The sequence below is a fragment of the Vicinamibacteria bacterium genome (genome assembly GCA_035570235.1).
GTDB lineage: Bacteria > Acidobacteriota > Vicinamibacteria > Fen-336 > Fen-336 > DATMML01.
This window is the reverse complement of the sequence record DATMML010000011.1, coordinates 23,879-42,507: the sequence shown is the minus strand read 5'-3', so window position 1 is coordinate 42,507 and position 18,629 is coordinate 23,879. Positions and strand designations below refer to the sequence as shown.

Below are 18,629 nucleotides of genomic sequence, written 5' to 3'. Positions count from 1 at the left end.
TATAAGGAGGGCACTCTTCCAAAGGAAAACCAGAGGGTTGATCCGGCCGGCGCTCCAGCGTAATGTGAAGGTCGCTGACCCTGTGGTGCAGAGGCCCAGCACGCCACCCTTTCAAGGTGGAGATCGAGGGTTCGAATCCCTCCAGGGTCGCCACGCCCAACTGGCCCCGCGCCACTAACCCATGGAAGGAAAAGGAATCGCAACTGGTAGGCTCAGTTGCTCTGCCAACCCAGGCGACGCCGTTTGTTAAGTGGCCGTTGGCCATGCTCCGGGTCCTGCCATTCTCCGCCGGCATGGAGGGAGGCGCACCCTTCAGTTCCGCAGCCGCGCCATCTCCAGCCCCATCTCGGCCCGCTCCTCCCTGGTCGCCGTGAGCTTGCAGCCGACCTGTCCCGTGGGCTACAGTTCTGGCCGCCCCTTAGCCCTAAGAAGCGGCCGTCAGAGCCTCCCTCTCCGCGACGGTGACTCGGGGTATTGCGGAGGCTTCATGAGAGCATCCGATTTCAAGGACCTTGAGACTCGGGGTTTCGTCCTCATTCCCTCGTTTCTGCCCCCAGCGGAGCTGCAGGTCTGCCGAGAGGACTTCGCGAGCCAGCCCGTGAACGCGGACAATCGCAATCTGAAGCTGTCCGGCGCCTCGGGGAAGGCCCACCAGATCGTCCGGGAACGCGTGCAAGAAGTCCTCGCCCTCGTCACACAGGGCACAAGCCTGCACGTGGACCTTCCCCTAGGCGCGGTGTACTTCGCTACCGCTCGCTTCGCCTGGCCCGGGTTCAAGCCCTTTTGGCACCAGGACCACGAGAGTTTCTTTGAGACCCAGAACCACTATGACTACCTGAACTTCTACATCCCCATCAACAAGCCAAGGAGGGACAAGTCCAATCTGTGCATCATCCCCTTCGATGTGCTCGAGAAGGAGAGTCCGGGAACCTTCCGCACGCTCGTCCGCGGCGGTGCGGCACGCTTCTTCCCCAGCCGGGACCGGACGCTTGTCTACCTCGACGACACTGGCTTGGAGCACGTGATGCACAAGGACCTCGAGCAGCTCGCGCACGCACCGGAGCTGGACGCTGGTGACCTCCTCTTGCTGCGGGGTGACATGATCCACCGGACTCAAGATATCGAGACCGAGCGGGTTTCCCTGTCGTTCCGAGCCGCTAGCTCGGAGACGCAGGTTCGCCGCTCCCGCCTGGCGGACGGGGGCCTGGTTAAGGCGTTGATGATGATGAACAACGAGCGCACCTACCGGCGGATGTTCGAAGCGTTCGACACCGCAGGCAAGAATGGGGTGCCCTTCGCAGAGCTGCAACACACCATCGCAAACCTTCCCGACTCGGCGCCTTTGGGGCGCAAGCGGTTCTTCCGCTATCTGCTTCAGCAGAAGGCGCACGAGCAGATCCTCCTGCGTTTCTTCCGCAGGAGCTTCACGCCACTGGGCTTCGCGACGGTCCTCGCGGGTCTGAAGGGCTTCCTCAGCGAGCGCCGGGCTCGGCGCACGGTGGCTGCTGGATCGGCGCGGGCACTCTAATACCAAAGACCAGGAGAGAGTTCGCCACCGCGCTCATCGCGCAGACGTGCCAAGAATACCGTCGGCTTTGGCGACCCTGCCCGGCGTTCACGTCAACGACGTGTTGGTGACTCCGAGTTCTTCTTGCCACCGGACGAAATCCGCGCCGAACTCATCATCGGTGACCAGGGTTAATTCCTTCCGACCTCACCTCAGAATCCATTGAGGGTAGAGGCGATTCATCCTCGCAGGCGTCCGGAACTGCCAACCGGAGGTGCTGGGGCAGCGTGACATTGGTCGAATGCGTTAGGTCGCCGACGGCCCCAATTCTGTTGACCTCGCACCTGAGTCTTTATTCTTGAAGCTCGTGCCGTTTCCTCTCCGATCACTCGGCGATCTGGTTGCCAGCTACGAGGGTCTGAACGCTCTGATCGAGTCCTGGCCGACGACGAGTTTTGTAAAAACGCAGGCGAGTGACGGTAGCGGGTGGATAATGTACGGCAAGATGCCCTTCACGGGTCGGCTATGGGCTCTGCCAGGGCAACGAAAGCGCGCGTGAACGACTATGCCGCCCGTACAGACCCCGGAGGGTGAACAATGGAATATGGTTCGAATCCCCCCAGGATCGTTCCCCATTTGGCGCCCGGGCCTAGAGGCCGCCGCCTTTGCCCGATCTCTTCCAGTGTCCTCATCGCGGTAGTCCTCGCCGCCTGTGGACCCAAGGAGCAGACGGCAAAGCCGGCCGCCACGCAGCCGGCTTTGCCCAGCACCGCACCCATTGCCACCACCACCACGACTACCACTGTCCCGCCCCCTCCATCAGCGTGGAGAGGGGCCCGCTGGGGCATGACAAAGGCGGAAGTGCTCGCGGCATTTCCTTCCGAAGCACAGCGGCTGGCCCAGCCCGCGAATTTCGGCCCACCGACAGGGGGCGCGACCGACGTAGCGATCCCCGCCTACGAGATCAACGGCATGACCTTCCGGGTCCTGTTAGGCTTCGAGTCAAACGCGCTTGACCGCGTTCGCTTGTCCGCGGTCAAGGCGGGGTTCACGACGTGCAGCGACCTGGAGAAGGTCCTGACCGAGAAGCATTCCGCCCCCTCCGATCGGAACAACTTGCAAACCAACGTCAAGACCGAGCAGATCGTCTGGAAGCAGCCGGAAGCGACGATCACCCTCGGCTGCACCGAAGCCGCGGATCTCGGATATCGATCAGTGACGCTGGACTACGTGGCCCCGAGCAAAAACTGACCAGGCTCCACGGGCGGCACGGGACCTCCGGCCCCGGTCCGCTCGGTGATCCCCAAAAGCGACCTCCACCCACCAAGGGTGGAGGGCTCTTCGGAGCCTGCGGAGCAAGCCGAGCCCCTAACCCCTAACTTCTCATCGCAGAACGTCCGCTTCGAAGGAAACCTCTCGACGACGTGCGGGCCCTGATTCTTTCCTCATTTCCAGGGCTTGGGGCCCCGACGGTTGAGCCTCAAGGCCCGAGGTAGTGGTCGAACCAGGCCACGACCCGGGTTAGGAGATCCCTCTTGTGCTCCGGGCTCGAGATCGCGTGGCCCTCGTTCTCGAAGATCACGAGCTGGGTCGGCACCCCGAGCGTCTTCAGCGCGTGCCAGAACTCGTAGCCCTGGGGCGTCGGCACCTCCGAGTCGCGGTCGCCGTGCAAGACGAGCGTGGGCGTGCGCGCGTTCTTGATGAAGGTGATCGGCGACGAGCGGGCGTACACGGCGGGATCGTCGTAGACAGAAGCCCCGAAGAAGGGGATCATCCAGCGATCGATCCGGTTCTGCCCGTAGTAGCTCTGCCAATTCGCAATACCCGCCCCCGCCACCGCGGCCTTGAACCGGTCGGTTTGCGTCACCGCCCACATCGCCATGTAACCGCCGTAGCTCCAGCCGATGAGGCCCAGCCGCCCCGCGTCGATGGGGGCCGCCTGGAGCGCGGCGTCCACGCCCCGCAGCACGTCGCGCAGGTCCCCGTGACCGAAGTCTTTGACGTTGGCCCGTGTGAAGGCCTCGCCCTGGCCGTAGCTGCCCCGGGGGTTGGGTAGGAACACGTAGTAGCCCTGGGCGGGAAGCACCCCCGTCCACCGGACCGGCCACGACGGGGTCGCCGACGCCGACGGGCCCCCGTGCACGGAGACCACCATCGGGTAGCTTCGGCCCGGCTCGACCTCAGGGGGCGCGATGAGCCAACCTTGGACACGGAAGCCATCGGACTCCCAATGCAGGCTCTTTGCCTCACCCCACAGCGGCCTCGCGCCTCCGTTAACGTGCGTGACGGGCTTCCAGCGCCCGGTCTCCCCCGCCCACACCTCGGGCGGAAACGTGAACGACTGGCGGACGACAGCCATGCGTCCCCCGCGGTCCAAGCTCGGGCTCGAGAGGACCTCGGGGCCCTGCCACACGAGCGTGGCCGCCTGCCCGGGGCGGACGCGGCCGACCGCGAAGCCGCCGTCCGCCTGCGCGGTGAAAAGGATCTCGCCCCCCGGGAGGCAACCGAGCCAGGTCGCCGAGGCCGCCAGGTCCGGGGTGAGGTTCTTGGGTTCCCCGCCCCCCACCGGCACCGAGAACACATCCCCACCGTTCACGCCCTCGTCGCTCATCGGCCCGTGGATGACGACCACGGAGCTGCCGTCGGGAGAGAAGCGGGGAACGGCGATCTGCAAGGGCGGCTTCCAGATCGACCTCGTCTGCCCGGAGTCTGCCTCGATCAAGAAAAGCTCGGCCGTCCAGTAGTTGTTGGTGCCCGACCCACGCGCGGCTTCCGCGACCAGCCGGCCTCCGTCCGGCGACCAGTCGTAGTCATAGACGTACAGGTCGGGAGGACTCACCTCGCGCAGGGCGCCCGTATCGACGTCGACGATGGCGATGCGCTGCTCCTCCACCTTCTCCTCAACCACCCCCGCGTCCGGCTTGTAGGGGACCCGCGCGCCGCGGGGTTGGGTCGAGCCCGCGACGTAGAGGACGGCCAGGCGCCGGCCGTCCGGTGACCACGAAGGATCGGCAAGCTGGCCCGATACGTGGCTGAGCGCCCGGCCCTGGCCGCCGGCTACGGGAACCAGGTAGAGCTGTAGCTGGCCGGCGTGCTCGGCGTCGGAGAGGAAGACGAGGGTGCGGGAGTCAGGCGAGAAGCGGACACCGCGTTCGTGGTGGGGCCGGCCATCCGTGGCCACGCTGATCGCGCGGATGGGGCCACCTCCGCGCGGGCCGAGGTGGATCGTGGAAGGGCCCTCGAGGCCCTCCCCCTCCATGCCCTCGACCCAGGCCACCCACTCCCCGTCGGGCGAGAGGGCGGTCTGACGGAGCATCCGGACGCGGCCGAGCGCGTCTCCTACGGAGTCGAGGCTGGGCCGCTCCCCGGCACGTACGGCCGGTGGCAAGAGTCCAAGAAGGAGGACAAACGCACCGAGGCCCGAGCGTGCCCTAGAGCCCATACGCCCTCCCCCCGGGGAAGGCCTCCCTGACTTGAGAACGGCCGAACCGGGCCAGGGGAGGCAATGGCGTCCCGGAGGTCTCTCCTGCCCGCTCGCCGATCCCCGGCGCGAAGCCATCGCCCGTCGCCCCTTCACTCACTCTCCCCGGGATCGGCTTGGCAGGGGTTGACGGGATGGAAGCTCCCGCCCTCCGGCGCCGACTGAAACAGTTCGACCTCGAAGCGGCCGTTGTCGGAGCGCATCCCGACCGGGCCATCAAAGGGCAGGCCCTCCGCCCCGATGTTCCCTTGCCAAACCGTGGTCCCATCAACCCACACAGTCAGGCTCTCCCCGGCCAGGCTTGCCCGCAACCGGTGCCATTCGTGGGGGCGGAGGACGGGGACCGGGGATTGCTGCGACGGCTTGAGATTGCGATAGCCGTGCGCATCGCACTGCGCGTGCGTCGTCATGCCGGGATTGCTCTTGACCGAAGCCGCAATCCTGGTGTCCGGTTCGATATGCCACATCACGTAGACCAGGTTGCAGGTGTTGGCGGCGCGCAACTTGAATCCGAATTGGCGGCGTAGCTCGCCGGACGCCAGTCTCTTGACCTCCTTCGTGGGGCCCAAGTAGCGCAAGCGTGCCTCTACCGTCCGCGCCGCCCCGGACGCGACCACCGCCCTCATCTCCGCGGAGTCGACGACAAGGGCCCCCTCCGCGTTGGTGGTGATGACGCCGTTGGTGATGCAGAGCTGCTCACGCGGCACCGCCCGCAGCGGCCCGGCCGAGGAACCCCCGCCCGCCAACCAGAGCCCGGACCAGATGGCCGCCGCTAGCCACATGCCCACCCCCGTCGGTCGTTTCGAGCGTCTATTCTAAGCGACCTCTGGGGGGTTGCATGGCCCGGGCGCGAGCCGGCCGCCTGAGCGTTCAAGGCGAGAAAAACCCGATCGCAGGCCGGAGAGGAAGTCAGGCCTCGCGAAGGGCATTGATGATCGGGAGCCGCGCCGCCCGTACCGAAGGCAGCAGCCCGCCGCAGATTCCCATGACCACCGCGAAAATGAGCCCAGACGAGACGGCTCCGGCGGTAATCCGGAAAGCGAAGGCAAGCTCGGAGAAGTTCGGCCCGCCGGTGGCGGTGGCCAGGCCGTCGGCGGGAAGGGCCAGCACGCAACCCAGACAGCCCCCTACGAACGCGAGAAACGCGGACTCGGTGACGAATGCCAGGAGGATCGCGCGCCGCGAGAAGCCCAGCGCGCGCAGGGTCCCGATCTCGCGCGTACGCGAGGCCACGACCGCGTACATGGTATTCATGGCCCCGAAGACGGCGCCCACGCCCATGATGAGCGCGACAAAGACGGCCAGACCCATGATCGCCTTAGCCGTCGGCCCCGCCTCGTCCTCGTAGAACCGGCGCTCCTCCTTCGCCTCCAGCTGGACTCCGGGGTTGTCCGCGATGTCCTTCATTAGGGAGGGCAGGCTCGTCGCCTCCTTGAGACGAAGCACGAGGCTCTGATACCCGCCTTCGCGATGGAACTCTCCGGCCATGACGTCCACATCCCCCCAGAGCTCGCTCTCGAAACCGCTGCCCTCGGAGGCGAAGACGCCCACCACCGTCCAATCGTGCCTCTGGATCTTGACCGTGCTCCCCTGGCCCAGCCCGTAGCGGGCCTGGGCCTTGTCCCCGGCCACGAGCTCGTAGAGCCCGGGCTTGAACTTCCTTCCCGAGGTCAGTCGGATTCCCCCCCGAACGTCGAAAGCGCGCGTCGTGACCCCCCGGAAGAGGACGTTGGTCAGGCTCCCATCGGCCACCCGCGCGAGGTTCGCGATCACCACGATCTCGGGAGAAGCCAGAGGCACGCCATCGCTCCCGCGGGCCACTCGGCTGTCCACCAGGATCCGCTCCGCATCCTCCCTGGTGAAGCCCGACGTGAGCTCGGATGTCGCTCCCTTCTGCACCACGATGGCATTGTCGGAGCGCCCCGTGGCCCTCAAGGCGAGCCGGAACCCCGCCGAAACCGCGTGCAGTACGACAAACACCGCCACCACCAGGGCGATCCCTGCGATGGCGAGCAGATTCGTACGCCACCGCACGCGCAGGTTCCTGACGTTGTAAGAAACGGGGAGAGCCACGCTAGATCCCCTTCAATGAATCGGCGATCCGTGAGCGATAGGCGCCCACCGCGGGCACGAGGCCGGCCAGGAGCCCGAGAAGGAGGGCGATGCCGATCCCGAGGCCACCCACGGTCGGGGACAACCCAAGGTTCGGGAACCCCGCCACCGCGTCACCCACGAACGGGAGCTTGGGCAGCGCGTGGATGGCGAGCCGGCTCAGCAAAAGGCCGAGGCCTCCGCCCAGGGTGGCCAGCAAAAGGGCCTCTATCATGATGAGCCCCATCACGAGCCGACTCGGAAACCCGAGGGTCTTGAGAACCGCGATCTCCGTCCGGCGGTCCCGCACGGCCATGCTCATGGTATTGGCGGTCACGAGCAGGATCGTGAAGCTCACCGCCAGGCCGATGGCCCGGAGGAGCAAGGCCAGGTTGCCGGCCATCGCGATGAACCCCGCGCGAAAGGCGGCCTCGGTCTCGGTGCGGGTTGGAGGATCTGCGTTCTCGAACAGGCTATCGATCGCTTTGGAGACGGCCCCCGCCTTCTCGGGTGTCTCGATGAGGATTTTGTACATGCTGATCCCGGCCTTGCCCCGGGTTGCCTCGTCGAGGTACTCGTAGTTAAAGAACATCACGCCCGCATTCGTGCCCGGATACCGGGCGTTGTCGACGCGAAAGATCGCCCGGATCACGAACTCGAACGGCTTGCCCACCTGGTAGGGGGGAATCACGCTCGTCAGCTGGATCACGTCCCCTACCTTCCAGCCGAACTTCTCGGCCGTGTCGGGCCCGACGATGCAGCCCCGGCGATCGCTCAAGAAGGCCTGCTTCTCCTCGGGGGTGAGGATGTACTCGGGGTCCATGGCCAGGAAGTCCTCCCCCTCGATCGCGAAGTTGGGGAAGAACTTCTTGGGGTCAGGCGGCGTGCCTAAGAACCCGCCGAACCAATTGTAGCCAGCCACGCCCTTCACCCCGGGAACACCAGAGATCCGGCTCTTGTAGGCGCGCGGGAGGTTGAAGGTAAGGCCCACCGAATGCCGGCTGATCAGCCGGGAGGCGCTTGCGCTCTTTAGGTTCCAACTGATGGCGGCGACCAGCGTCTCGAGGGTGCAAAAGAGAAAGATGCACACCGACATCGCCAGCACCGTGCTTCCAGTGCGAATCCAGCTGTGCCTCAGGTGCCTGGCTATGTAGCGGAGGAACCGCATGGTCTCTTGTCTCCCGCTCTCCGGACGTCTGCGCCCGCCTGCGTGGCGAGCGCTCTCCCGGGCCTCCCTATCCGAACTTCGGAGCGGGCGCCGGTGAGGCTCGCCCACCGCAAGGGCCGCCGCTCATCCTCTAGTCCGGGTCTCCCGCGGCGCGGGAAGGAAGGCCAGGGCCAAAGAACCCCGTGCGCCTCGCTCCTTTGAAAGGCAGCGTTCGCGCGCGCCCTACCAACCTCGACAACGCGGGGACATCGGTCTTGATGCAGAGAGTATAGCGGCGGGTTTGCCGCCGAGCAAGGAGCAGCATTTCCTGAACGCGAGCGCGGGCCGGAAGATCATTCCTTTGATCGCGGCGTCGGGTTGTTGTTCCACATCTTGAGGCGCTTCCCCGCGAGAGCCGGGCTTCGGCCCCAACTGGCGCCGGCGGCTGTCGGGGGCCAGGGGCGTCCCACCGAGGCTCCCGCCGCGAGGACCTCGCGCGGCGTGCTTGACCCCTTGGGTGGCGACCCCTATAGTCCGGGCGGGATCGCGGCCGGCGGGCCGGAGGCCATCATGTCTTTGCGTTTCGCCCCCCTTCTCTTCATTTTGTCCCTCGCGGGCGGCACCAGCGCCCCCGACGATCTCCTTCACCACGAATCGCGGGTGGCCGCAGTTACCGGACCCGAGGCGCGGATCTGGGGCGCCCGGATCGACGCTCTCCAGGCACAGGATGCCCTCCGCCTGGCCTCGGTCCAGCCGGACGCGGATTTTCCGAATCGGCAACACCGGCGGTACGAACAGCGCATCGGGGGGGTGCGCGTCTTCGGCGCCCAGCTCGTCCGGCAGGTGGACGAACAAGGGGAAACCCTCTCCGTCTTCGGCCGCCTGCAGGAAGGGATCGCCGTGGATACCGTGCCCGCGGTCACCCCGAACCAGGCGGTGCGCGTGGCGGAGGTCGATCGGGGACAGGGCGCGCGGGCCGTGGGCGAACCCGAACTGGTGCTCCTCCCCCTCATCAGCCACACCGCCCTCGCCTGGACGCTGTGGGTGCGGTTCGACCACCACCTCGATCGCTATTTTGTCGACGCCCATACCGGGCAGGTGGCCTGGCGCTACGACGACCTGCCCACCGTTTCCGCGGTGGGCTTGGGCACGGGAGTGTGGGGCGACAAGAAGAAGGTCTCGGCGGACGCGGTGGGCGGCTCCTTCCGGGCCGTCGACCAGCTGCGCCCACCGGCCTTGACGACCTACGATCTGAAGTTCAACTTTCTCGCCGCCGATCTGTTCCTCACCACGGCCGTCATCGATCCCGCCTTCGTTGCCACCAGCACGAACAATACGTGGACGGACGGGGGCGTGGTGGATGCCCACACCTATGCGGGCTGGACGTACGACTACTACTTCAAGCGCCACGGCCGGCGGGGTATCGACGGACAGGACCTCCCCATGCGCAGCATCACCCACCTGCTCTCCCCGGCCTCCGACTTCGCCAACTCCTTCTGGGACCCCTTCACCAACAGCATGTTCTACGGAGACGGAAACGGGACGTACGGGGTTTTCTCGGGAGCCCTGGACGTGGTGGCCCACGAGATGACCCACGGCGTCACGCAGTACACCTGGGCCGCCATTTACGTGGGAGAGACAGCCGCCCTCAACGAGGCCTTCTCCGACATCATGGGCACCTCGGTCGAGTTCTTCCAGCAGCGGCCGGGGAATGGACGCCTCCTGGCGGACTACTTCCTGGGCGAGGACTTGGCCTTCGATTTCGATCCTCCCCGGACGGCGGTGCGCTCGATGGAGAACCCTTCGCAGTTCTGCAACCCCCAGACCGGTTGCGACGCCGACCACTACTCCCGGCTCTACCACGGCCCCAACGACTCGGGCGGGGCTCACCACAACAACGGCGTCATCAACCAGGCCTTCTACCTCCTGATCGAGGGGGGCGTGAACCGCACCTCGGGGATGGGGGTGGGCGGCCTGGGGAGTCCCAATCGCGAGAAGGCGGAGAAGATCTTTTACCGTGGCTTTACGGCCTACCTCACGCCCACTGCTACCTTCGCGGATGCGCGCGCCGCGACCCTGCAAGCTGCCGCGGACCTCTACGGCCCCGCGAGCCCGGAGGCCCTCCAGGTGGCCCTGGCCTGGACGGCGGTAGGGGTCAACTGAGCTTCCGAGAGGACACCCCATTGCCGAGCCGATTGGCGGCCGCGGCTGGGCTTCTGATCCTGGGCCTCCTGCCCGGGCTGGCGGGGGCGGAGAGCCGGACCGCGCTGAGCCTGAGCGGTCTATACGGGCTGGGCTCCTCGTCCTTCCGTGAATCCCGGAGCTTCACCCAGTTCGCGGAGGCGGGACGGTTTGACGCCGGCTACCAGGCCGACCCCGGGCCGGGGTTCGAGGGGGCGGTCCGCCAAATGCTAGGCCGGCACTTCGGTCTCGCGGTTGCCCTCGGCTACCTGAAGCGCAGCGAGAGCGTGGCTTTCAGCGCCGTCCTGCCCCACCCCCTCTACTTCGGCCGGCCCCGCTTGGCCAGCGGCACCAGGAATGGGCTGTCCTACTCCGAGACGGCCGGCCACCTCGACCTCGTCTTCGTCCCTGCCGCCGGAAGGCACCTCGAGGCCTCGCTCTTCGCCGGAGTCAGCCTAATCAAGGTGCGCGCCGACCTGATCGACCACATCGAGTACACCCAGACCTACCCCTACGACACGGTGACCGCGGTCTCCGCCCCCTCCGCCGCCTTCCTGGACAACCCCTTCGGTTTCAACCTCGGGGCCAGCCTGGACGGCCGGCTGAGCGAGCACATCGCCCTGGGCGCCCAGGGGCGCTTCAGCCGCGCCAAAGCACGGCTCCACCCCTCCCCCGGCAACACCCTCGAGCTCGACGCCGGAGGCTTCCAGATAGGAGCAGGAATCCGTTTTCTCTTCTAAGAGCCATCTCCCTGAGGTCGGCGGGAGACCGGCTGCTCCTCGATCCCGGGGCGAGTCGATCCGAGGGGGGGGGTAGCGCCCAGGTAGGCCGAACCCGGCAGCGCTCGGCTGAACGCGAATCCCTGAAAGAGGGTGGCTCCCGCCGACCGCGCCGCCGCCAGGTCCGCCTCGTTCTCTACGCCCTCCACCACCACGCGCGCTCCGAACGGACGGGCAAGCTCGGCAACGGACTTGAGGACGGCCTGCCGGTAGAAGTCGGATCCGGCTCCTTGCACGAAGTACCGATCGATCTTGAAGTAGTCGGGACGGCTGTCGAGGATCATCTTATAGTTCGAATGCCCGAGTCCGATGTCGTCCAGCGCCACCCGCACCCCTAGGCGCCGGAGGCCGGCCAGGGCCTCCCCGAAGGCCGTCCCGTTCCGGGGGACGCCGTGCTCCACGATCTCGATGATGATCCGCGCGAGGTCGATGCCGTGGCGGCCGGCCTCCTCTTTCAAGAAGACGAGAAAGTCGGGGTCCACCGCGAGGGTTACGGAGTGCACGTTGATGCCCAGGCTCCCGTCACCGGGGAAGGCCTCGGCAACGCTCAGGATCGTTCGGATGCAGGCGCGGTCCACGGCAACCTCCCCATGCTTCCGGCGCACATAGCTGAAGAGCACGTCCGGGCGCTCTGCCGCCGTTCCTTTGGGGCCCCGGACCAGGCACTCGAGGTAGTGGGTGCGATAACCCGACCCGTTGCTCTCGACAACGGGCTGGAAGCACGCCGAGAGCGCCCCCGGATCCAGGATCTGTTCGAGCAGGGTCTGGTCGCTCATGACCGGCCACCGATCAGCCCGATGACCACCTGGGCGAGATCCGCGAGGGGCTGTGGCTTCGGCAGGACGTAGTCCGCGCCCGCCCGAAGCGCTTCTTCCTCGACTTCCGCGGCCACATGCGCGCTCAGGACAATGATCGGCGTCCGCTGGTCTTGTTCCCGGATGCCCCTCACCACCTCAAGCCCGTCCGTTCCAAAGCGCGTGAGCCCTAGATCCAGGATGATCAGGTCGAAAGCTTCGTGCTCGAGCAGGGCCTGCGCCTCTTCCGGCTCCCGCGCACCCACGACCTGGCACCCGAGCACCCGGAAGTAGGAGATCACCGGTTTAAGGATGTCGATCTCGTCATCCACCATCAGGATGCGGCTCTGGGAGAGTGTTATCTGCGCACGACTCGTCCATACGTTCTTGTGGCTTGCTGACATTCCAAACCCTATGGCAACTTCCTTGCCAATCCTCCCACGTTCAAAGTCCGCGTCCGCACTGGGTGGAGGCGAGGCCGGGAAGGGAGTAGCGTCCCGAAAGTCGGACGGTCGTCCGTGTGGCCGGACTGTCCTCAGCACCGCGCTCCTGCCTGCGCATCCTCTTCCCCGGCGGGAAGAACGACCGTGAAGACCGCCCCCCCATCAGGCCGGCTGCCGGCCGTGACCGTCCCTCCGTGTCCGTCCACGATGCGCTGCACGATGGAGAGCCCCAGACCCGTCCCGCCCTTGCGACCGCTGACGAAGGGCTCGAAGATCCTTCGCCGGTCGGCGTTGGGAACCCCGCTGCCTCGGTCCTCCACCGTGCAGCAGACCCCCCCCCGGCCTTGGGGAGCGCGACCGACCCCGATCCCCACGGCTGCGCCGGGTGGAGAATGCTGGATCGCGTTGGCGATCAGGTTTTGGAAGACCTGCTCCAGCCGGCCCGGGTCGCGTCGCACGGGGGGAAGATTCTCCTCAAGCGCGAGCGTCAGCGAGACCTTGGACTGCTTCGCCAAGCCCCGGCAGGCTTGAAGCGCACGGCGGACGACCTCATCGATTCCCCCCGGGGAAAGGCTGAGTACGGGAGGCTTGCCGTAGTCGAGCAAATCGCTCATGAGTTGCGTGAGGCGTCGCACCTGCGAGCGCAGAAGCACGGCGTACTCCTCTTGCTCGGGCCGGACCCCGAACTCGCTCTCGAATGCCTCGAGGGTGGCGGAGATGCTGAAGAGGGGCGTCCTCACCTCGTGGGCCACACCCGCGACGAGGGCGCCCATGGCCTCCATTTGCCGAGAGCGCCGGAGCTGCTGCTCCACTTCCGTCTCCGCGGTGATGTCCCGCAGGGTGACGATGACCCAGGGCGCAGCCCCCGCCCCCCGCTTCATTGGGCTGGCCGTGATGTACCAGGCACGCGCGGTAGCCTCGTCCCGGATCTGCCGCGCAATGTGCATTGTCTGCCTCGCAGCCGCTTCTCTCACCTGCTCCGCCGTGCGCCACGGTTCCTGGGCTCCGATCGCCTCCAAGCGGCGATGGAGCAATGATTCGTACTCCCGGCAGCCTTCGGCCAGGGCGGCCGCCTCGCGGTTGACGCGCACGACGCGGCCCGAGTCATTAGTCACCAGGATGCCGACGTCGATAGCGTCGAAGGTCTCCCTCCACTCCCGGGCCGCGTGCTCGAGGGCGGTCTGGAGTCGGTTCCGCTCCTCGTCCGCGCGCAGGCGGGCCGTCACATCCGTGGCTACGCTGATGACCTGGTGGGCCGCGCCTTGCGGGTCTAGGAGCGGGCGCTCGACGACGTCAAACCGCCGGAGCCCGCCTGCGGCGTCCCTGACCGCAGTCCGGAATGCCCGCTCCCCGCCCGAGACGAGCGTCTCGACCTCACCGAGGTTGAAGCTCTCGACCACTCCTGGGGGAGGGGCGGCCCCCGCGCCCTGCTCCCCGGTGAGAGCCTCCACCGTCGTTCCGTACAGCTCCGCCGTCGCGCGGTTGGCAAGGGTGATGCGATTGTGGCCGTCCCGAGCGAAGATCAGGTGTGGGTTTGAGTCGAGGACCTGGCGAAGGAAAGCCCTCTGCTCATCGACCGCCACCTCCGCTCTTTTCCGCGCCGTCTCGTCGCGGGTCACGACCCAGGCCCGAATGAGTTGGGCCCCGCTCATCACCCCCAGGACGTTCCGCCGGAGCCAGCGCGCTTGGCCATCCCGGCCCACGCGGCACAGCTCGTCGTCGATGAGGCGGTGGCCGGAGCGGATGAAGCGGAGGAGCCCGTTGCGCTCCTCCGGGCTGTCGGGGAGGACCTCGGCCAGCCTCCGCCCCAGGACATCCGCGGCCGACGCCAAGCCGCTGCCTCTCGCCATGGCGTCGTTGCACTCCGCCACATAGGCGTGGCGCCAGATATGCGCGAGCTGCTCCTCCTCTGGGAGGTCTACCGCGAGTCCCTCGCTGAGCTCGATGCGGCCGATGGCGTCCGTGCTCAGGGCGAGAAAGTTGCGATACCGCTCCTCGCTCGCGCGCAGAGCCTCCGTCATCAGCTTTTGATCCGTAACGTCCCGGGAAATCGTCATTAGGTGCCGGCGCCCTCGGACGTCGACGGCCTCCGCGGAGATCGAGAACGTCCGCCTTTCGCCTGATTTCGTCCGGAGCTCTACCTCACGCTCCCGGAACGCGGTGCCCCCCTCGAGGGTGCGCAGGAATGCCTCCCGGTCGCCCGGGCTGGGCCAGACGGTTTCCACGGCGGGCCGGCCCAGAAGTTCTTCCCGCGCAAAGCCCAGGAGGCGCGTGAAGCCGTCGTTCACCTCCACATAGCGTCCTTCCTCGAGCGTGGAAAGGGCGCAGGCGTCGGGCGAGGATCGGAACGCCCCCCAGAAGGACTCCGCTATCCCCTCCCCGGGGGGCCCGGACAGGCGGCCGACGCGCGCCGCCCGGCTCACGACGCCTCCCCCATCAGGCCAAAAGCGAGCTTCGCAAGGTCGCCCAGCGGCTGGGGCTTCCGAAGGACCGCGTCCGCCCCCACCCGGAAGGCCTCCTCCTCGACCTCCGGAGACACGTAGGCGCTGAGCATGATCACGCGCGTGCGCCGGTCACTCTTCCGCAGTTCCCGCAGAACCTCGAGACCCTCTACTCCCCCGAGCCGGCTCAGTCGGATGTCGAGCATGGCCAGGTCATAACCGCGTTCACGGATGAGGGCGATCGCCTCCTCCGCCGCCTCCGCGATCTCCACGCAGCAGCCGAGGTTCTGGAAGTACCTGGCGATTGGCACCAGGATGGCGCGTTCGTCGTCCAACAGGAGAATTCGCTTCTTCGCACTCGCTGAGCTCATGCGGCCTCGCTCTGCAATGGATTTGCGTTGCTTGGCGGCCGTCGCCCGAGGCCGCCGAGCGGTCCGGGACTCACGATGGTCATGCGCGGGCAGATGACCCGAACTGCGTTTTCTCCGGCCGCCCGCTCGCGCCGAAGGACTCTGCGGTTCCGCGACGGGGCGACCCTCAATCCAGCTCCCGGTGGAAATGCTCGGCGCCCGTTTGCGGGCGGCCCCGTGAGAAGAGCGAGTGGATGATGCGTTGGAGGCATCCGCGGCGCTACTCGGGGCCGGGCGGGGCTTGCTTCCGGAGGCACTCCGGGCAGATCCCATGGGTCAGGTTCTCGGCGCCCAGCACGGGGAGAGCCGCGTCGCGCCATTCGCCGCGCTCATCGCGCACTTTCTTGCACCAGGCGCAAATGGGGATGAGCCCCGCGGGGCTGGGCTCGTTCGGGCTCGCGCCGAGGAGCCCGATCCCCGCCTCCACCTTCCCCAAGAGCGCTTCCGCTCTCTCTGGGTCGAGCGGCTCCGAGATCAGATACCCTTGCGCATAGCCGCAGTCCAGCTCCCGAAGCGAGGAGAGCTGCGCCTGCGTCTCCACGCCCTCCGCGATCACGTCCATGCTCAGGTTGTGGGCGAGGGCCACGATGGTACGCACGGTCGCACCCCCTTCCCCCTTGGGCCCCATCAAGCCCACGAACGAGCGGTCAATCTTCAAGGTATCGATGGGGAAGCGGTGAAGGAGGCTGAGACAGGAGTAGCCCATCCCGAAGTCGTCGACCGACACCCGGACCCCGAGCTCCTTCAGGCGAGTCAGCATGGCCGCCGCGGCCTCGGCGTTCTCCATGATCACCGTCTCCGTGATCTCCAGGCGAAGGCGATCGCCTTTCAAGCCCGTCTCCGCGAGCACATCGCGCACCTGTTCCACCAGGTCGCTCTGGGCCAGTTGGCGGGCGGACAGGTTTACGCTGATGGAGAGGGCGCGGCCCGGGCCCAGCCGGTCCTGCCATACCCGGCCCTGCCGGCACGCCTCCCGCAGCACCCAGTTCCCGAGGGGAACGATCAGCCCTGTCTCCTCGGCCACGGCAATGAACTCCACGGGCGGCACGCGGCCCCGCGTGGGGTGGTTCCAGCGCAAGAGGGCCTCGAAGCCAGCCAGATCCCCCGCGGGCAGAGAAATGATCGGCTGGTAGCACAGGGCGAACTCCCCCCGCTCCACCGCCCGCCGGAGGTCCGTCTCGATCTGGAGCCGAGCCACCGCGCGCAGGTGCATAGTCCGATCAAAGACCTCGTAGCGAGCCCGGCCCTGGGCCTTGGCCCGGTAGAGGGCGGTGTCGGCGTCCCGCAGCACATCCTCGGGCCGATCGTAGCCGGTCGCGCTCACCGCGATTCCCATGCTCGCGGTCGTGAAGACTTCCTGCTGGCCCGCGCTGAAGGAGCGCCGCAGTTCCTCTCCGATCCGGCCCGCCACGCGGGTAGCGTCGCTGACTCCCCCGACGTCCTCCAGCAAGACCGCGAACTCATCGCCCCCCAGGCGGGCTACGGTGTCCTCGGGCCGAAGGGTGGCCGAGAGCCGGCGCGCAATCCCGACCAGGAGTTCGTCCCCCACCGTGTGGCCCAGGCTGTCGTTGACCACCTTGAAGCGGTCCAGATCCAGGAAGAGCACTGCGAAGCCGTCCTTTGCGTGCCGCTTGGCCCGCTCCAATACGCGGTCGAGCCGGTCCATGAAGAGGGCGCGGTTGGGAAGGCCGGTCAGGAGGTCGTGGAAGGCATCGTGGATGAGCTGCTCCTCCATGGCTTTGTGTCGGGTAATGTCGGTCAGCGAGCCCGCCAGGCGGGTCGCCCGCCCGAACTCATCGCGCACGGCCAGCCCCCGGCAGAGCATCCAGCGGTAGGTACCGTCCTGGTGCAGAACCCGGTGCTCGCTCTCGAAGTGGGCGCTCATGCCCTCCAGGTGGGAGACGATCTCCATGCTCAGCCGGTCCCGATCCTCGGGGTGGGTGCGGCGGAACCACTCGCTCGGGTGAGTGGTAACCTCCACCTCCCCTTGCCCGAGCATTTCCTTCCAGCGGGGGGAGAAGTAGACCCCGCCCCCGATCAGGTCCCAGTCCCAGAGCCCATCGTTGGCCCCGCGTGCAGCCAGGGCATAGCGCTCCTCGCTCGCACGCAGCGCGGCCTCCGCTCGCTTCCGCTCTGTAATGTCGATCTCTACCGCGAGCACGCAGGCCTCGCCCCCCAGATCAATGGTCTCCGCTGAGGTCAGCATGACCCGCCGCTCGCCACCTTTGGTGCGGAGGACGTACTCCTTATTTCGGAGCGTGCCCTCCACCTGCAGGAGTCGCCGGAGCCGCTCCCATTCCATCGGCTCCGCCCACAGGGCCAGCTCCAGCCCCGTCCGGCCCACCACCTCCTCGCGCGCGAATCCAGCGACGCGGAGGAAGGTCTCGTTGATCTCCAGGAAGCGCCCCTCGCCGAACGTACTGATGGTCACGCAGCCCGGGCTCGACCGGAAGGTCTTCGAGAACTTCTCCTCCGAGACGCGCAGGGCGTCCTCAGCGCGCCCGCGCTGCGCGGTCTCGAGTTCCAGGCGTTGGTTGGCGGCGCGCAGCTCGCCGCTGCGCATCTCCGCCAGAACCTCCAGCCTCCCGCGGGTCTCCCGCAAGGCCTCCTCGGCACGGAGCTGGTGCAGCTCGGCTCTTGCGCGGTCGGCGTGGCTCAACAGCATTTTTTCTGCCCGGCCCGGGTCCGCCAGGGGCTTGGTATCCATGAGCGCGATCCAAGCCGGGCGTCCCTCTCCCCGCAAGGACACACCCAGGTAGCTCTCCAGGTCTGACTCCCCGACGATGGGCCCGGGTGTGAAATGCAGACGCACTCCCCGTGGGTAGCAGACGGTGCCTCCCGCCGCTACCTCCCGGCAGGGCATCTGCTGCAGCGGGTACTCGACGTTGGGGGCGATCTGCCCGTGCGCGCAAAGCGCGAGGGTGCGGGCCAGCCCACCGGCACCCGTAGCCTCTGCCACGAACACGTAGGGCACGTCCAGAACCCGTGCCAGTTCCCGGACCAGAGACGCTAAGAAGATCGGACCCGTCAGCGGCAACCCCTCCTCGACACGCTCTTTCGTGACCGCTCGCAGCCACCCCGGCCCGGCCTGCTTCCCATTCGTCGGCCCCTCGCCCGCCATCTGCATAACCCCACGCCCCACTGCTACCCCCTCCACGACGCCCAGCTCAACGCCCCTCTAGAAACGCCTACGGACTGGGTCGCGTCGGTAGTCGTTCTGCAACCCCCTTGCCAAGCCTTCCTGAGCGCGGTGGAGCGTGGCCAGCGTTGATAGGACGGACCTTGCCGCCCGCGGAGACAGCCGACTGCGGGGCGTGTCCGGGAAACGGGATCACGAGTTCCGGGACTCAGGACG

At 67.2% G+C, this 18,629-nt stretch carries 13 protein-coding genes and 1 tRNA gene; 5 read left to right on the top strand and 9 right to left on the bottom strand.

Annotation, left to right across the window (positions count from 1 at the left end; genetic code table 11):
* Positions 1-76 precede the first annotated feature (76 nt).
* The 3 genes from VN461_01490 to VN461_01480 all read left to right on the top strand — a co-directional run bounded on the left by VN461_01490 (position 77) and on the right by VN461_01480 (position 2,758).
* Positions 77-153: transfer RNA gene (locus VN461_01490), tRNA-Glu, on the top strand.
* A 334-nt stretch (positions 154-487) separates the two neighbouring features.
* Positions 488-1,528, top strand: a complete 1,041-nt coding sequence (locus VN461_01485) for a hypothetical protein (protein ID HXB53420.1) — start codon at positions 488-490, stop codon at positions 1,526-1,528.
* A gap of 825 nt (positions 1,529-2,353) precedes the next feature.
* On the top strand, positions 2,354-2,758 hold the full coding sequence (locus tag VN461_01480) for a hypothetical protein (protein HXB53419.1): 405 nt from the start codon (positions 2,354-2,356) through the stop codon (positions 2,756-2,758).
* A 229-nt stretch (positions 2,759-2,987) separates the two neighbouring features.
* Here VN461_01480 and VN461_01475 read toward each other — a convergent pair whose 3' ends face one another.
* The 4 genes from VN461_01475 to VN461_01460 all read right to left on the bottom strand — a co-directional run bounded on the left by VN461_01475 (position 2,988) and on the right by VN461_01460 (position 8,247).
* The gene (locus tag VN461_01475; GenBank protein HXB53418.1) at positions 2,988-4,949 is read right to left on the bottom strand and encodes a S9 family peptidase; all 1,962 of its coding nucleotides are present in this window, start codon (positions 4,947-4,949) and stop codon (positions 2,988-2,990) included.
* Between the two features lie 131 nt (positions 4,950-5,080).
* Entirely contained in the window at positions 5,081-5,770 is a 690-nt protein-coding gene (locus VN461_01470; GenBank protein ID HXB53417.1) for a hypothetical protein, read from the bottom strand.
* Between the two features lie 127 nt (positions 5,771-5,897).
* Complete coding sequence (locus tag VN461_01465; GenBank protein ID HXB53416.1) at positions 5,898-7,061, bottom strand: ABC transporter permease; 1,164 nt, start codon at positions 7,059-7,061, stop codon at positions 5,898-5,900.
* A 1-nt stretch (position 7,062) separates the two neighbouring features.
* A complete protein-coding gene (locus VN461_01460; GenBank protein ID HXB53415.1) occupies positions 7,063-8,247 on the bottom strand; it encodes an FtsX-like permease family protein in 1,185 nt (394 codons plus the stop codon).
* Between the two features lie 549 nt (positions 8,248-8,796).
* Here VN461_01460 and VN461_01455 point away from each other — a divergent pair.
* Positions 8,797-10,389: a M4 family metallopeptidase gene (locus VN461_01455; protein HXB53414.1), complete on the top strand. Its 1,593-nt coding sequence runs from the start codon at positions 8,797-8,799 to the stop codon at positions 10,387-10,389.
* 20 nt (positions 10,390-10,409) lie between these two features.
* Complete coding sequence (locus VN461_01450; protein ID HXB53413.1) at positions 10,410-11,147, top strand: hypothetical protein; 738 nt, start codon at positions 10,410-10,412, stop codon at positions 11,145-11,147.
* Here VN461_01450 and VN461_01445 read toward each other — a convergent pair.
* From VN461_01445 to VN461_01425, 5 genes are all read right to left on the bottom strand, one after another.
* Positions 11,144-11,962, bottom strand: coding sequence for an EAL domain-containing protein (locus VN461_01445; GenBank protein ID HXB53412.1), 819 nt, complete (start codon positions 11,960-11,962; stop codon positions 11,144-11,146). The genes VN461_01450 and VN461_01445 overlap by 4 nt on opposite strands.
* On the bottom strand, positions 11,959-12,384 hold the full coding sequence (locus VN461_01440; protein HXB53411.1) for a response regulator: 426 nt from the start codon (positions 12,382-12,384) through the stop codon (positions 11,959-11,961). Before VN461_01440 ends, VN461_01445 begins: the two co-directional genes overlap by 4 nt.
* 131 nt (positions 12,385-12,515) lie before the next feature.
* A complete protein-coding gene (locus VN461_01435) occupies positions 12,516-14,846 on the bottom strand; it encodes a PAS domain S-box protein (protein ID HXB53410.1) in 2,331 nt (776 codons plus the stop codon).
* Positions 14,843-15,235, bottom strand: coding sequence for a response regulator (locus tag VN461_01430; GenBank protein ID HXB53409.1), 393 nt, complete (start codon positions 15,233-15,235; stop codon positions 14,843-14,845). The genes VN461_01435 and VN461_01430 overlap by 4 nt, the downstream gene beginning before the upstream one ends.
* Before the next feature lie 259 nt (positions 15,236-15,494).
* Positions 15,495-18,416 (bottom strand): EAL domain-containing protein, encoded by a 2,922-nt coding sequence (locus VN461_01425; GenBank protein ID HXB53408.1) that lies wholly within the window; start codon positions 18,414-18,416, stop codon positions 15,495-15,497.
* Between the last annotated feature and the right edge of the window lie 213 nt (positions 18,417-18,629).